The sequence below is a fragment of the Chryseobacterium viscerum genome (assembly GCF_002899945.2).
In the GTDB taxonomy this organism is placed as follows: Bacteria; Bacteroidota; Bacteroidia; order Flavobacteriales; family Weeksellaceae; genus Chryseobacterium; species Chryseobacterium viscerum.
This window is the reverse complement of record NZ_PPEG02000003.1, coordinates 341,409-356,789: the sequence shown is the minus strand read 5'-3', so window position 1 is coordinate 356,789 and position 15,381 is coordinate 341,409. Positions and strand designations below refer to the sequence as shown.

The window sequence follows — 15,381 nt, the reverse complement described above, 5'->3', positions numbered from 1 at the left end:
TATTAAATAGATTAATATGAAATTATACCTTAAATACCCCACATTATGAAAACACAATTGCTAAAAACGCTCATTATTCCGGTGCTGTCATTCGTTTTATTTTCCTGTTCCAAAACAGAAACCACTCCAATCCCACAGCCTGACCCTACCGCTCTGCAGACAGCCCCATCCCCCGTAGAAGCTCCTCCGGCTCCTGTCGTAATACCGAATCCAACAGGGGATAAAGGGTTACAATTAATTCAGGAAACCGACTGTCTTACCTGTCATAAGGTGGATTCAAAATTAATTGGACCTTCTTACCAGGAAGTTGCTGCAAAATATACAGACGCAGATCTCGATATGCTGGCACAAAAAATAGTTGATGGAGGTAAAGGTAATTGGGGAGACATTCCGATGGCTCCTCACACAGGATTAAGTAAAGAAGACGCCAAGCTAATGGTAAAATATATCCTGTCACTCAAAAAATAATCAAAAACAAAAAGTATCATATTATGAACACAAGAACAGACTTTATAGGAAATATGGTGGCTGAAGATTTCAGAACAGCTGCCATTTTTAAAAGACATGGCATTGATTTCTGCTGTAAAGGAGGAAGAACTATTGAAGAAGCCTGCAGCAATAAGAAACTTCCGCCTGAAAAGATTTATGAAGAGCTGGAAGCATTACCCAAAAATGAAGGCGCATCAATAGACTTCAACAGCTGGCCTTTAGATCTGCTGGCAGATTATATTGAGAAAACCCATCACCGCTATGTGGAGGAAAAAACTCCGGTTTTACAAGCTTTCCTTGAGAAACTATGCAAAGTTCATGGAGAGAGACATCCGGAACTCTTTGAAATCAATACTTTATTTAATGAATCAGCTCACGATCTGGCAGCTCACATGAAAAAAGAAGAACTCATCCTGTTTCCTTTTGTAAGAAATATGATGAAGACGAAAATATCCGGTGGATCTCTGCAGCAACCCGTTTTTGGAACAGTGGAAAATCCTGTTCATATGATGCAGCACGAACATACAGTGGAGGGTGACCGTTTCAGAAAGATTGCAGAAATCACTGATGAATATCTTCCTCCAGCAGATGCCTGCAACACGTATAAGGTTGCTTTTGCGATGCTTCAGGATTTTGAAAATGATTTGCATAAACATATTCATCTCGAAAATAATATTCTGTTTCCGAAAGCTATCCGACTGGAAAAAGAGTTTACTGCTGTCCTTTAAAAATAGATAACAAAAAACAGGCTGTCTCAAAAGTCAAATAATTAAACATTATTTATATGAGACAGCCTGTTTTTTCACATATCGTTTACTGCGTTGCTTTCATCATGGCATTGGTTATTTCAATTTCTTTTTTTCTGGAGTAGGCAGAGTCAAAAGGCTCCATCACATTGAATAAATATTGATAAAAAGGAGCAATCTGTCGGACATTTTCAGATTCCTTCATGGCTTTTTCTTTACCCATTTGCTGTAATCTATTTACAAAAGCATTGAATTTTTTGTCGATCGGTGTAACAGATTTCAAAACATATGAATACGCTTTTTCGTTCTGCCCCAAAGTCTTGTAAGCATCCGTAACCGCTGAAACAACTAATGCATATTCCATTGGTTTGGACCTCATCGGTCTTTTGGATGCAGCCTTAAATGATGGGGAAAGGTTCTGATAGTAATCGTATTCTTCAAATATTCCTTTCTTGAGAGTTTCTGCCAACTGAAGGCCTTTCTGCTCCTGCCCCGCAACGATATATCCGGTTACCATTGAGCTTAATGAGCGTGGGTCGTTGTATTTCTCAACAGGAATTTCTTTTGCCGCAAGATCCAACAGCTCCAGGGCCTTAGCTTTCTGTCCGCTTACTACAAGTGCAGACACTGCTCTGCTTACGGACATCCTGTAGCCCAGAATATTTGAAGTAGCCGTTTCATCATAATGAATACTAAGGTCTTTAAAATTACCCCATCTGAAGTTTTTTACCACCTGATAAAGAGAATTGGCGTCTACCCTTCCTTTATCTCCATCCGGACTTTGGGGAGTATGAATAGGAACCAGCCTGTAACTGAAACCATCAAACTGCAGATATTCATCAAGATAAAAAATATTTTCACTGTCATACATTCCGCCTGATGAGAAATTCACAGATCGTTTCCAGTCGAAATTGGCCAGCATATCCAGCATCATCAGATTGCTTTTATAAAGGGTATTCGCCTCATAATTGATCATAATCTGATCCACTGCATTGGGAAGATCAGCTTTATTAATGATCCCTGATTTTACAGCATTTTCCTTATTTACAGGAAGGATAAATTTACTTACCGGAAGAATATTGTACTTTTCGTACTGTTTTTCGCCAAAATACATTTTCAATAGTTCATCCTTTGCGGATGATTTTAGCTTTAGGAATTTGATAGCATCTTTCAAAGTAAGAGAATCCTGAGTCAGATATTTTCTGAACTCCTGAAATTCTGTCTCGGGGGCTCCCTGTTCTTTCAACATTTGGAAAAACCCTTCCCAGTCTTCTTTTTTCATCAGATACACCTGATCATTTACGCCGTCTCTGTATTCTTCATGGGTCAACTCTCCCGGGATTCCCATAGCATTGTATGTTCTTCTTTTTACCTGATCGATACTCCATGGTGTGGCCAAAAGAGTAAAGTTGACTGTTTTTACATCATCCCTGAATCTTTCTGTTTCCTGGATTGCCCATACCGGAAAAGTATCATTGTCACCATAGATGAAAATAATATCGTTTTTAGGCAGCGAACGTAAAAATGAATACGCATAATCACGGGCTCCCGTTTTTTTGCTTCTGTCATGTGAAGTATAATTCTGGAAGCCCATCATAAAAGGAATTCCTAATAATATAATTCCCAAAACAATAGGGGCTGTACCGGATTTAAGCTTAGATTGAATTGTCCAAAGTATAGCTCCGGCTCCCAAACCGATCCAGATCGCAAAGGCATAGAATGACCCTACCATTGCATAGTCTCTTTCTCTTACTTCGAATGGCTTTACTCCAGTATAAAAGACAATTCCCATGCTTGTCAGAACAAACAATGAAAGGACGGCATAAAACCTTCCGAAATCTCTGTTTAGCTGGAAAAAGAAGCCAATCAAACCTAATATCAATGGAAGGAAAAAAAACTTTACGGTGCTTTCGTTTTTAAATTTGGCGGGCATATGATCCTGATCACCCAGCATTGCATTATCTATAAAAGAAAATCCTGAGATCCAGTTGCCATTGGTATTTTCCATATGTCCCTCAAGATCATTTTGTCTTCCTGCAAAATTCCACATCAGGTATCTTACAAAATAGTATCCGTTCTGGAAAGAGATAAAATAATCCATATTTTGAGCGAAGGAAGGGCGTTTTACTTTGATAAGATCGTAAGGTTTTACCTTCAGATAATCTTCTGCTGTGATAGAATCTCCTTCATATTTCGCTCTAAGCTCCTCAAAAATCCGTTTAGCCTCCGGATTGTCCGCTACATCAGCATTGTCATAATTGAAGGTAAAATCCGGAGCTCCATACAAAGAAATATAATTGGCAGTCACCTCTTTATCTTCATTGAACATCCTCGGCATAAAACTGATGTGGGATTTATTAAACACATAATTGAATCTTTCCCCGGTTTTTCTGTACGTTCCGGTTTTTTCATCTTTTTCGTAGATATCTCCAGTGACATCTCTTTTATAGCTTCCATCTTCCTCTTTTTCCAATCCATTTTTATCAAGAAATGCCGTGTAGTTCTGTCCGTAAATGGTAGGCCAGTCCCCATATTGTACCCTGTTGTAATAATCCCGCATTCCGATTGCGGTATCCGGGTCATTAAGGTTCATTGGAGGATTGGCATTGGCTCTGATAGGAATTACCAGCCAGCACGAGAAACCAATGATCATGTATACAAGAGATAAAACGATAGTCTGGTACAGCTTTCTTTTGGCTTTTCTGGCGTATTTAATCAAAAGATAACTGATTACGGTCATGAGAACAAACGCAACAATCGTCCCTGAATGGAAAGGAAGCCCCAGCCCATTCACAAAGAAAATTTCAAGTTTCCCGAACAAAGTCATGACCAATGGGAAAATAAATTTGAATACAAATGCAAGAATTCCTAATGTAACCAGATTGGCTATTATAAAACTCTTCCATGAAAAAGTATAGTTTCTGGCGTAATACACCAGACATATGGCCGGAATTGCCAGCATACACATCATATGAACGCCTACAGAAAGGCCTATTATAAAGAAAATAAGAATGATCCATCTTTCACTGTCACCTGCCTTATATTCGTTTTCCCATTTGGTGATAAGCCAGACCAACAGTGCAATAAACAGAGAAGCCATCGCATATACCTCACCTTCTACCGCTGAAAACCAGAACGTATCTGAAAATGTAAAGCATAAAGCTCCGATTACTCCGGCAAAGAGTATCGAAATCTTCTGAGATCTGGTAAGGTCTTCAAAGTCTCTATTTAAAAGCCGTCTTAAAAAATGGGTAATCGTCCAGAACAGAAACAGAATGGTAAAAGCACTGAATACTGCTGACATTGCATTAATTACAATAGAATAATTTTCTGAATTCCCCAATGCAAAAATACTTGCCACCGCCCCTACAATCTGAAATAAAGCGGCTCCCGGAGCATGGGTTACCTCCAATTTTACGGCTGAAGATATATATTCCCCGCAATCCCAAAAACTCAGGGAATGTTCTATGGTTGAGAGATACGTGATGAGCGCAACAGCAAAAAGGAACCATCCCACTACGGTGTTCCATTTTTTAAAAGACCAGTTTTTCATATACTATTTTTCAATATGTATATGACAACTGAAAAAAAGGGTTTATTACATGAAAGTTGAAAATATTATTTAAAATAAAAATATTGAGATGATAAAATCCAAAAAACAGCAAAAGCTTTAACTCAATTCAAGAAGTTTACAATGATACTGTATAAATAGATCAGGTGGTCTAAAATTTTAATACGTATTATTCAACCCTCCATCCAAAGGGATACTTGTTCCGGTAAGATAAGCGGCATATTCTGATGCCAGGAAGGCAACAAGATGACCATATTCCTCAGGCTGTCCGAATCTTTTCATTGGAATTTTATTTTCTCTCGCTTTTTTTATTTCTTCTGCCGGAGTACCGGTCTGCTGCGCTTCATGGGTAACGAGTTTTTTAATTCGCTCGGTATCAAAATACCCCGTTAACACATTATTTATAGTGATATTATGTTGTGCAATTTCACTGGAAAGAGTCTTTGCCCAGGCGATTACTGCAGAACGGATAGAATTGGAAAGAGCCAGATTGGCGATTGGTTCTTTTACCGATAGTGAAGAAACATTGATGATACGTCCGTTTCTCTGTTTGATCATATGAGGCAGAGCCAACAATGTTGTTTCGCAAACCGTTTTAAAAAGAAGATCAAATGCCTTCTGGTAATCATCTGCATTTTTATCAAGAGCCAAACCAGGTTCCGGACCGTTTGTATTATTAACCAGAATATCTACCGAATGAGTATTAAAATATCCTGCAATAATTTTTTTATAGCTTTCAATATCCGAAAAGTCAGCCACCAGATACTCGTGGTGCTGATTAGAATTGATTATTGGGAGTGAAGAAACAAAATCTTTCAATTTTGTTTCATTACGGGCCATAACGGTAACATTGGCACCACATTTTGCTAATTCTAGGGCAATTCCGGCTCCGATTCCCTGTGTAGCCCCACCTACTAAAGCATTTTTTGAAAAAAGTTGAATATTCATCCTGATAATGAGTATTGATTAATCTATATAAATGTATGAAAAGCTTTACTTCTAAAAAAATCTGTTTACAATAATCCATATCCCACTTTCTCAATACAACAAAGCACCAGTATAAACCAGTGCTTTAGTATTTGTGTTAATAGAATCTTTTTTGATTGATTAATGCCTTGGGAATATATATAGGATTAATCCCCAATTCGGAAAACAAGCATCTGGGTAGACGTCGCTGCTAAGCTCATTCCTATCCCTGAACAGTTACCTGACTGACCTCTACCGAGGTTGATCTGCCAGGTTTTGTTGGCTGGAACCGTAGTTGCATACGTAATGGTTCCTCCATGATTGGAAAGTGCTCCCTGCGAATGTGCTGCAGTGTTGTGAACTCTGGAAGTTGTAGCATTCAAAGGAAAATCTACAAAATAAGAACTGACTGTACATCCTGCAGCATTATGTGATGCTTCATAAACAAATGTAATCTGATACGTTCCCGCAGGAAAAGTGATGGTACTTGTACCTGCATTATAGGACAATCCTACAATAGAATTTTTTATAATAGTCATAGGTACTGCCAGTGATCCGCCTGCGCCCTGAGCCTGTAAAAAGTCAGTTTGGCCCGTTTCCAGACGGAAAACCGCGGGACTAGGAATAGATAACGCTCCTAATGTACCAATGTTCTTTACAACACCATTAGCATCAATCACCAACAGAGGGTCTGTGGTACTATTTCCTGTTCCAACTCCCTGCAGACGCAACGGATCTGTACCATTGATATGGAGCTTATTGGAAGGAACTGTAGTCCCTATTCCCATATTTCCTGCAGCGGTAACAGCCACATCATTGGCTTGTTGCGCTACTGACGGTATTCCAGTGGTGGGATTATCCTTTGCACCATCAATATTGAAGACTCCTTGTGGATTAGTGGTGTTAATACCTACCTGTGCACTTAAAAAAATACAATTACTTGCCAAAAGAAGTGAAAAATAGACGAGTTTACGTTTCATAATAAATTCTTTTTTAGTTAATATTTTAAAATTTTTTGGTGATATGAAGGTGATTGCTTCATTATGAATACCAATTCAATTAAAATCATCACCTTACATTTAACCAAATATAATGTATTTCACACAGAAGTGAAAGATTTTAAATGAAAAATAATTATTTATTTTTCTCAAAACACACACTATTACAATAAATTAGTAAAATATAGTTACCATAATCTATATTTCATTAAATACACACCATCATTAAAATTACCGCTATACTCTAAAAGAAATAATATCTTCCGTACCAGAACAAAGTCCATTAGTATTAGTAAAATTGAATGTTCATAGATCTTTATACTAATTCAATTAAAAGAAAAAAAGACCTTCAAAAGTTGATTTGAAGGTCTTTTTTTAATTTATATGTCTCATTTATTTTACTACTGTCGCTTCGAGCTCAACTTTTAAGGTTTCAAATAAGCCCGTTACTTCCAGCATTGTTACTGCCTGCTGGATTTTATGCTTAGCAATCCACTCCTGAAGAATGGGGAAATAAGGCCAAAGTTCTTCTGTAGAAGTTGTATAGATATTTAATCGGACAATCCCTTCACACTCATATCCTGCTGAGCGGATTAGTTCTTCCAGATTGGCAATGGCCTGTTCCAGCTGGGATTTCATATCCTTATCACTTGATGTTCCGTCAGGGTCAATAGCAGCCTGTCCTGAGCAATATAAAGTACTTTCAACATTTTTTACTTCTACAGCCTGAGAATAGCTTCTCTCATCCTGCCATTTCCATGGATTAATTATTCTTTTTTCCATTGTATTGAATTTGTTATAAGTTACTCTGCAAAATTGCAGAATAGATACAGCAAATCCCTGTGATCCGGATCACGATTATGGTGTGAGTGAAGTCACATTTTACAGCGACAGACGGCTTAAAGTTTCTCTGGATACGCCCAGATATGCTGCCAAAAGAGATTTCGGAACCCGCTGAACCAAAGAAGGATACTTTTTCAAAAGCTGGTCATAACGATCTTTTATACCTGTTGTCATCATTGAAATAGTACGCTGCTGAGCTGTAATGAATCCCATATAGGCTTTTTCAAGGAAGAAATGTTCAAGTTTTGGAAGCTGCGTACAGAGCTTTTTATAATCGTCTAACGTAAGACACAATACTTCTGTATCTTCAAGACATTCCAGAGACATCGTTGCCAGAGTCTGCTGATAGTAAGCCGGAAAATCTGTTTCCCACCAATCTTCCATGGCAAATCCGATAATATGTTCTTTTCCGGTTTCATCAGAATACACCAATTTCAATAGACCTTTCAATACAAAATAATTGTAGGATACCGCTTCTCCTTCCTGTACCAGAAACTGATGCTTCTTATATTTTTTATAGGTAAAGCAGGATGATATGAATTCAAATTCGCTATCATGTAGAGGGATTATTTTTTCGATGTGAGTCCTTAGCTGCTGCATATTCTATTTCTTAGGGTATAAATTTACTGTTTTTTCAAAGCAGAAATTCCTATAGTAATCAGAAATCATTCCATAAAAAAGCCTGCAATTTTTCATTTGCAGGCTTTTTATTTTTAAAACTGTTTAAACTTTTTTATTAAACCACAAAAGGCACAAAAGATTGGGAGTTTATGTGGACTTATTCTGTATTATTTTAAACTTTCCAAAGTGTTTTAAAAAAAACTTTTGTGACTTTTGTGGTTCGTTTAAACAGACTTTTTATAGAAAAACTTATTTTATCTCTTTTGTATAATTGAATTTTGCGTTTAGTCTGTCAAAAGCAATCTCCCTTTTCAGAATTTCTTCCATTTCATCAAACGTAATGAGTCCTTCTGCTTCAAATGTATTGCCTGCGGGCACTTTGTAGGTATATTCAAAAATACCTCTCTGATAAATTTCATTCAGAATATCAATGTGCCTGGGTGCTAAATATGATTCGTGTGTTTTTAACTGGTTGAGCAAATTTTGTTTCAGATCTGCTTCATTTTCTTCATAAAACATAGAGTCTTCATCTATTTCAACGACCGCTTCAAGGAGCTGGCGAAAGATAAAATCCTGAAAATTTTTAGCCAATATTTCAGCTTCCTCATCATCATGAGGTATAAAAGTTACCGGAACATCACCTCCATTTTCAAGATCAAACTGAAAAGCGTACAGATCCCCTGCTCCATTTTTGGCAAACGGAACAAACCTGTACCCGGCATGAATGTTTCTGTAATCATCTTCCTCCGACATTTCATGAATGGAAGCACTGATGGACTGTTCATCATTCCAGATCTCAATATCATACCCGAATAACAGTAAAGGTGGATTATCTTTTAGTTTTGGAAAGACCCTCTGATACCAATCAGCACTGGATTCTCCCCAATCCAGCATACCGGATTCTGATAATCTTCTGTAGACTTCAGGATAGTGGAAATCATATTTTTGTTCTAAGTTCTTTAAAATCATATTTTTTGTGATATAAATAGGGTTACAATATAAATGGGTACCTGTCGCTTAATGTTGGATGGATTCTATTCAGAATTTGAAAAAACTCCTGCTTAATGGATTTCGGGATGGTATCATATTCATCAAAATAGACATCCAGCTGACCCACGATGAATGCCATTTGCAGCCATTCTTCAAAATTAATATTCATAGGCTCCAGCTTCTCATCATAATCATGGTCATAGAAGAAAACCTCGTCATCTGTATTAAAAAACCATCGGTCACCCTGTCCGTTACAAGCAAAACACCAATAATTGGGCAGAGCAAATTCTTTATTTTCGTTGACAGCATCTACTGAGTTATACAGGATGGTTTCAGAAGAAATTTCTGTTGTATTCATTTGGGTAACCCAATCCTTATATCGCTCGGAGAAAGGAAATGTAATGGTCTTTGGGAAATTCTGCAGGGGAGTTTTTTCTTTCAGTATTTTGGAAGAAATTTCTTCAAGAGTTAATAAGGTAAAGGAGCTCATCAAACTTAATTTTATATTTTAAAATAAAACTTAAAAATTATGGCTTTTGTTTCAACAGTTCATCAATCTGTTTATAAAATGAATCTTTGCTGTAATCTGCCAATCCTTTATGATGCAGGAGAATCTCTCCTTTTTTATCAATCACGACTGTTGTAGGTAAGGAACCGCTGTAAAGCACAGCAGGAATATTGCCGGCGGGCACCAGAAAAGGAACTGTAAATCCTTTTTCTTTTAAATAAGATCTTCCAAGAGCCGCATTATCATCCAGATTTACGGTAAGAAACACCATATCCGGATTCGTTTTGTATTGATCATAAAATTTCTGAACAGACGGAAACTCCGCTCTGCAGGGAGGGCACCATGACGCCCAAAAATTGATAAAGACCACTTTATTGTGTAAATTAGAGATATCAATAATCTTTCCGTCTTCATCTTTCAGCATAAAACCTGCGTAGATAAATCTTTTTGAAGTATCCTGCTTTTCTTTGGGTTCTGATATGCTGGAATTGAGGATTCCGGTGGAAGCAACCTGTCTCATCAGCCATGCCTTTGCATCCTTATTTACCAATACGATAATGAATAAAACCATCAGTATAACGGTGGAACCATTCTTTCTTATCCATGTTTTTAGATTTCCCATATTCTTCTGCGTAATTCTTAAGCCAATATAAGGTTAATATTCCGTTCGAAGGTTCAAAAGAATAATTTTATAAAGCAAAAAAGCCTTTAAATCCTAAGACTTAAAGACTTCTCACTGCACTTTAATAGTAAGTTATTCTCATGGTAAAGTTCTTTTAAGAATCATCTATTATCCAGCAGTTTTTTTCTGAAAATGAATAACAATGAACTGAAAAATATCAGATAAGCAATATTGAATATTGCCCCTCCCACCCATCCTGAATAAGGAAGTGGCAAAAGACCTTTTACAGGAATGATCAACAGCGTTAAAACAAATGGCGTCAATAAAGCCATCCATTTTGGAAGCAAAGTTTTGTTTAGAAGTATGCAGACTGCAAATGAAATCCACCCGATTGCCAGAACACCAATGGCCATTCCCCAAGCAATATTCAGCATTTTCATAAAACCTCTTCCTGTCTCTAAAAGATAAGCGTGGGAAACAGGATCTGTGTGGTAAACTGCTTTATAGATTTCCCCAACATAGAAGAATCCGGCGTGGCCTAAAGGAGATAAAACCGCTCCGGCCATTAAAACCCAATAGACAAAAACAGCATACCATTTCTGGGTATCTCTAAAAAACTGATACACCAGCCAGGTTGCAGGAAGGAGTAAAGGACCTGTAAGGGCACCGATCAAAGCACCAAACATCAATCTTGAAGTAGATCCTTCCAACATTAAAGTAGCAAATTCAACGTTTACCTGTTCTGCATACGTTTTTGAAAACAATGCGTAATCTGCCGGGTTGGGATCAAATCCGGCTACAAAAATGTCACCCACCAGCCAGCATATTGATACAGCTATTGCTGCTGCAAAAGACCATTTTACTTTACTTGAATATTTCATATTTTTTAAATAATTAATTTTTAATAGGCTTTCAACACATCCATTTTATTCTACTTTTTCGTGTGTGGAATAATAAATCTATTATTAAGAATAATTCTAAATAACTATTATCTTTGTGCAAAAGTACCTTATCCATTCAACAGTGTAGGTACGCAAAACGGAATAAAAAGTCCGTCATACGGAAATTCTAACAAAAGGAAACAAAATGACAGTACGGCTATACAATGAAACCCTTGGGGAAATGCTTATGGAGAAAGATTATCCTGACATTTATTTCTCAGATGATGGTGATATTCAGGAATATATTACACAACTCAGCCCTCCTTATGGGAATGGTTTTTATCACGAAATATGTTTTGCGAATGTTCATATCAGCTTTGGAAATATTTCATTGCCCAATCGGCTTCAACTGTATCTTGAAAGCGATGCGGATACCGTAGAAATGCACTTTGCCCTTAAGGGAAAAAGTAAGGCCATTTCGGGAAACTTCGAGAAAACGGTAGAATTTGACAGCTACCAGCACAATATTATTTATGCCCATCATATGGAGGGTAAGATGGAGTTCGACGGTCCGGAAATGCATCTTTTAGAAATCAACCTGGCCCCGGAATTCTTTAAAAAATTTCTTCCCGAACACTTTGGACTCTTTGATCTGTTCAGAAACTCGATTGATAAACAAAACTCATCCCTCATTCAGCCAAATCATAACTATATCACCTTGGAAATGTACCAGATTCTGAATGATCTTATGCATTGTGACAGAAAAGGGATTTTTAAAAGAATGTATCTTGAGGCTAAAATAAGTGAACTGCTTTTGCTTCAGTTGGAACAGCTTTTTCACAAAACACCTTCTGCTTCCAGCCTGTCCAAAAAAGATGAAGAAAAGATATATGCTGTAAGAGATTATATTGCGCATAATCTGCAGGCTACCGCTTCTCTTAATGAACTTGCCCATCTGGTGGGAACCAATGAATTTACTTTAAAAAAAGGATTTAAAGAACTGTTTGGAACTACTGTTTTCGGATTCTGGAATGATACTAAAATGGAACTAGCGAAAAAAATGCTTCTCGAAAGTGATATGAATATTAATGAGATTTCGGATGTGATTGGCTATAAAAATCCAAGACATTTCTCCGCAGCATTTAAAAGAAAGTTTAATATATTACCCAGCAAGGTTGGGTACAGATAATTGAGTTTTTTATGATTAAAAAATATTCTGATTGTAAAAAGGTGAATCAACTTTATGATACACTGTGCAATATTTTAGTTATTTCAGAGTTTAGATAAAAAATTAGAAGAAGAAGAAAACTAAAAGATATCTGCGAACAGTAATGGCTAACAACGATCCAATTTTTGATCTGTGGCTTTCATTATTTTGTTCCGTAGTTCAAATTTTCTTGCGCCATTATGTTATATAAACAATCACCATGAAAAATTACAAAATCTCTACGGCCTTTATTTTTCACTCTTATTATCATTCAATCCTTATTCCATTCCACAGCTCTATTTTCTGACCCAAGATTACTATTTTAAAATAAAATACACCAAAAAATCAAAAACAATTTATTTAATTTCAATAATAAAGAAAACGTACGAATAAAATAATATCCAATACATAATATTATTTTTCGTATAACAATTCTCACTTATTCTTATTTTATAAATATCGAGGCAATGCTGTAAAAAGCTTTTTTGGGATGGATTTATTTCATAATTAAAGCTTTAGGTGTAACTAATCTCCTATTCATCCAACTAATCATGTATCATCAAAACATTAATTCATATACAAGAGATCTACTACTTTAAAATAAACTAATGCAAACATCCTTTTTTAAAATTACCGCAGCTACTGCTGCGCTCTGCTTCAGTACCCTGGCAATGGCCCAGCAAGCTTATTCTGTAAGTGGAACCGTGAAAGACAAAAAAAACGGGGAGCTGCTCATCGGAGTATCTGTAAAAGTAAGTGAAGATCCCACGATTAATGTTGTAGCCAACGAATATGGTTTTTACTCCCTTTCATTACCTGAAGGCAAGTATACCATCATTATTTCGAATCCCGGATACAAAGATTTTGAACAGCAGATAACCGTTGACAAAAATATAAAAATTGATCTTCCTCTTATTCAACAGGAAGAAGTCTCAAAAGCAATTGATGAAGTCGTTATAAGTGGCATTAAAAAGGATAAAAACTTAACATCTGCCCAAATGGGAACGGAAACGTTAAGCATTAAAAGTATAGAGAAACTGCCTGTTCTTTTCGGGGAAAAAGACGTTATGAAAACCATACAGCTTTTACCTGGTATCAAAAGTAACGGGGAAGGCAGCAGCGGATTCAGTGTACGAGGGGGAGCCACAGATCAGAACCTGATATTACTGGATGAAGCTCCGGTTTACAATGCCTCTCACCTTCTTGGATTTTTCAGTACATTCAACAGTGATGCCCTGAAAGATGCCAGCATTATTAAAGGAAACAGCCCTGCCCAATATGGAGGCCGTCTTGCTTCTGTACTGGATGTCAAAATGAAAGACGGAAATAATAAAGATTATAACGTGAATGGTGGAATTGGTCTTATCAGCAGCAGGCTGAGTGTAGAAGGACCTATTCAAAAGGAGAAATCTTCATTCATTGTTTCAGGAAGAAGAACCTATGCTGATTTATTCCTGAAAACCAACAAGGATTATAAAGACAACAAGCTATACTTCTATGATCTTAACCTGAAAGCCAACTATCAGATCAATGAAAATAACCGTATCTATCTATCCGGATATTTTGGAAGAGATGTACTGGGTCTGGGAGACACTTTCAATACAGACTGGGGAAATACGACAGCAACTTTGAGATGGAACAGTATTATCAGCAGTAAGCTATTCTCCAATACGTCTTTCATCTATAGTAATTATGATTATAAAATCAGTCTGAAAAATGATGATACTGTATTTGATTTAAATTCAAAAATACAGGACTGGAACCTTAAGCAGGATTTCACATGGTTTGCAGGAAACAAACATTCAGTGCGTTTCGGTCTTCAGTCGATTTACCATACACTTACCCCAAGCAGCGCTTCCGGTACTACGGTGAGCAGCTTTGCCAGAAATCCAAGATACTCATGGGAAAATGCGGTTTACATCAATGATGATTATAAAGCAACGGAAAAGCTAACGATCAATTACGGACTAAGACTTTCTATGTTCAGTGTCCTTGGAGGCGACACCTTCAATACCTATGAAAATGGTGTGATTACCGACAGTAAATTCTTAGAGAAAGGAAAATTCGGGAAGACCTATACGAATCTTGAACCGCGAATTAGTGCCAACTACCGCATCAATGAGGTCAGCAGTGTGAAAGGAGGTTATTCCCGTAATACCCAGAATCTTCACCTTTTAAGCAATAGCAACAGTGGAAACCCTACTGACCAGTGGATAGGAAGCAGCTATACGGTAAAACCTGAAATTTCAGACCAGATTAGTATGGGCTACAGCAGAAACTTCAACAATAATAATTATGAATTAAACGCTGAAGTATATTATAAGTCTATGCAAAACCAAATCGACTTCAAAAACGGAGCTCAGATTGGTTTTGATACAGGATCTGATGTAGAAAGTGAGCTGTTATTTGGAAAAGGAAGAGCGTATGGTCTGGAACTTATCGCCAAAAAGAAAAGCGGAAAACTTACGGGGTGGATCTCCTATACCCTTTCTAAAACAGAAAGAAAGATCGACGGAATTAATAATAATGAATGGTACAATGCAAGAATGGATAAAACCCACGATCTTTCCATTGTTGCCACCTACCAGCTTAATCCAAAATGGTCTCTTTCCGGACTTTTTGTTTACAGTACAGGAAATGCGGTTACCTTTCCTACCGGGAAATATGAGCTGAACGGACAAACTATATTCCAGTACAGCAGCAGAAATGCAGACAGAATGCCTTCTTATCACAGAATGGACGTAAGTGCTACTTATGAACCAAGCTCTAATAAACGATTCCGTGGTTCATGGACGTTCGGTATTTATAACCTGTATGGCCGTGAGAACGCCTATACTATTAATTTTGAAGACAATCCCGACAGACCTGGAACAACACGCGCCATGCAGACTTCTTTATTCCGCTGGGTACCTAACATCACTTATAATTTCAAATTCTAA

At 37.1% G+C, this 15,381-nt stretch carries 13 protein-coding genes; 4 read left to right on the top strand and 9 right to left on the bottom strand.

Annotated features, from left to right (window positions below):
• Positions 1-45: 45 nt before the first annotated feature.
• Positions 46-468: a c-type cytochrome gene (locus C1634_RS08180; protein WP_103234231.1), complete on the top strand. Its 423-nt coding sequence runs from the start codon at positions 46-48 to the stop codon at positions 466-468.
• A gap of 23 nt (positions 469-491) precedes the next feature.
• The gene (gene ric, locus C1634_RS08175) at positions 492-1,217 is read left to right on the top strand and encodes an iron-sulfur cluster repair di-iron protein (protein WP_103234232.1); all 726 of its coding nucleotides are present in this window, start codon (positions 492-494) and stop codon (positions 1,215-1,217) included.
• Positions 1,218-1,302: 85 nt separating this feature from the next.
• On the opposite strand, the gene C1634_RS08170 is transcribed toward ric, so the two are convergent.
• The 9 genes from C1634_RS08170 to C1634_RS08130 form a co-directional block, all read right to left on the bottom strand.
• On the bottom strand, positions 1,303-4,788 hold the full coding sequence (locus tag C1634_RS08170; protein WP_109738204.1) for a glycosyltransferase family 117 protein: 3,486 nt from the start codon (positions 4,786-4,788) through the stop codon (positions 1,303-1,305).
• A 177-nt stretch (positions 4,789-4,965) separates the two neighbouring features.
• On the bottom strand, positions 4,966-5,754 hold the full coding sequence (locus C1634_RS08165) for an SDR family oxidoreductase (protein WP_103234234.1): 789 nt from the start codon (positions 5,752-5,754) through the stop codon (positions 4,966-4,968).
• A gap of 185 nt (positions 5,755-5,939) precedes the next feature.
• On the bottom strand, positions 5,940-6,752 hold the full coding sequence (locus C1634_RS08160; protein ID WP_103234235.1) for a hypothetical protein: 813 nt from the start codon (positions 6,750-6,752) through the stop codon (positions 5,940-5,942).
• 411 nt (positions 6,753-7,163) lie between these two features.
• The gene (locus tag C1634_RS08155; protein ID WP_109738203.1) at positions 7,164-7,553 is read right to left on the bottom strand and encodes a RidA family protein; all 390 of its coding nucleotides are present in this window, start codon (positions 7,551-7,553) and stop codon (positions 7,164-7,166) included.
• 99 nt (positions 7,554-7,652) lie between these two features.
• A complete protein-coding gene (locus tag C1634_RS08150) occupies positions 7,653-8,213 on the bottom strand; it encodes a Crp/Fnr family transcriptional regulator (RefSeq protein ID WP_103234237.1) in 561 nt (186 codons plus the stop codon).
• Positions 8,214-8,483: 270 nt separating this feature from the next.
• The gene (locus C1634_RS08145) at positions 8,484-9,203 is read right to left on the bottom strand and encodes an SMI1/KNR4 family protein (protein WP_103235444.1); all 720 of its coding nucleotides are present in this window, start codon (positions 9,201-9,203) and stop codon (positions 8,484-8,486) included.
• Positions 9,204-9,225: 22 nt separating this feature from the next.
• Positions 9,226-9,714, bottom strand: coding sequence for an SMI1/KNR4 family protein (locus C1634_RS08140; RefSeq protein ID WP_103235443.1), 489 nt, complete (start codon positions 9,712-9,714; stop codon positions 9,226-9,228).
• A gap of 37 nt (positions 9,715-9,751) precedes the next feature.
• Positions 9,752-10,354, bottom strand: a complete 603-nt coding sequence (locus C1634_RS08135) for a TlpA family protein disulfide reductase (protein WP_103235442.1) — start codon at positions 10,352-10,354, stop codon at positions 9,752-9,754.
• Between the two features lie 161 nt (positions 10,355-10,515).
• Positions 10,516-11,235, bottom strand: coding sequence for a DUF6796 family protein (locus C1634_RS08130; protein ID WP_109738202.1), 720 nt, complete (start codon positions 11,233-11,235; stop codon positions 10,516-10,518).
• A gap of 205 nt (positions 11,236-11,440) precedes the next feature.
• On the opposite strand from C1634_RS08130, the gene C1634_RS08125 reads away from it, so the two are divergent.
• Positions 11,441-12,424 carry a helix-turn-helix transcriptional regulator gene (locus C1634_RS08125; protein ID WP_109738201.1) on the top strand — a complete coding sequence of 328 codons (984 nt, stop codon included), beginning with the start codon at positions 11,441-11,443 and terminating at the stop codon, positions 12,422-12,424.
• A 626-nt stretch (positions 12,425-13,050) separates the two neighbouring features.
• Positions 13,051-15,381, top strand: a complete 2,331-nt coding sequence (locus C1634_RS08120; protein ID WP_109738200.1) for a TonB-dependent receptor — start codon at positions 13,051-13,053, stop codon at positions 15,379-15,381.

What these genes read in the sequence shown, in the direction of transcription:
- C1634_RS08155 (WP_109738203.1), bottom strand. Translation starts at nt 7,553, where the DNA reads ATGGAAAAAAGAATAATTAATCCATGGAAATGGCAGGATGAGAGAAGC.
- C1634_RS08160 (WP_103234235.1), bottom strand. Translation starts at nt 6,752, where the DNA reads ATGAAACGTAAACTCGTCTATTTTTCACTTCTTTTGGCAAGTAATTGT.
- C1634_RS08170 (WP_109738204.1), bottom strand. Translation starts at nt 4,788, where the DNA reads ATGAAAAACTGGTCTTTTAAAAAATGGAACACCGTAGTGGGATGGTTC.
- C1634_RS08135 (WP_103235442.1), bottom strand. Translation starts at nt 10,354, where the DNA reads ATGGGAAATCTAAAAACATGGATAAGAAAGAATGGTTCCACCGTTATA.
- C1634_RS08130 (WP_109738202.1), bottom strand. Translation starts at nt 11,235, where the DNA reads ATGAAATATTCAAGTAAAGTAAAATGGTCTTTTGCAGCAGCAATAGCT.
- C1634_RS08145 (WP_103235444.1), bottom strand. Translation starts at nt 9,203, where the DNA reads ATGATTTTAAAGAACTTAGAACAAAAATATGATTTCCACTATCCTGAA.
- C1634_RS08150 (WP_103234237.1), bottom strand. Translation starts at nt 8,213, where the DNA reads ATGCAGCAGCTAAGGACTCACATCGAAAAAATAATCCCTCTACATGAT.
- C1634_RS08120 (WP_109738200.1), top strand. Translation starts at nt 13,051, where the DNA reads ATGCAAACATCCTTTTTTAAAATTACCGCAGCTACTGCTGCGCTCTGC.
- C1634_RS08140 (WP_103235443.1), bottom strand. Translation starts at nt 9,714, where the DNA reads ATGAGCTCCTTTACCTTATTAACTCTTGAAGAAATTTCTTCCAAAATA.
- ric (WP_103234232.1), top strand. Translation starts at nt 492, where the DNA reads ATGAACACAAGAACAGACTTTATAGGAAATATGGTGGCTGAAGATTTC.
- C1634_RS08165 (WP_103234234.1), bottom strand. Translation starts at nt 5,754, where the DNA reads ATGAATATTCAACTTTTTTCAAAAAATGCTTTAGTAGGTGGGGCTACA.
- C1634_RS08180 (WP_103234231.1), top strand. Translation starts at nt 46, where the DNA reads ATGAAAACACAATTGCTAAAAACGCTCATTATTCCGGTGCTGTCATTC.
- C1634_RS08125 (WP_109738201.1), top strand. Translation starts at nt 11,441, where the DNA reads ATGACAGTACGGCTATACAATGAAACCCTTGGGGAAATGCTTATGGAG.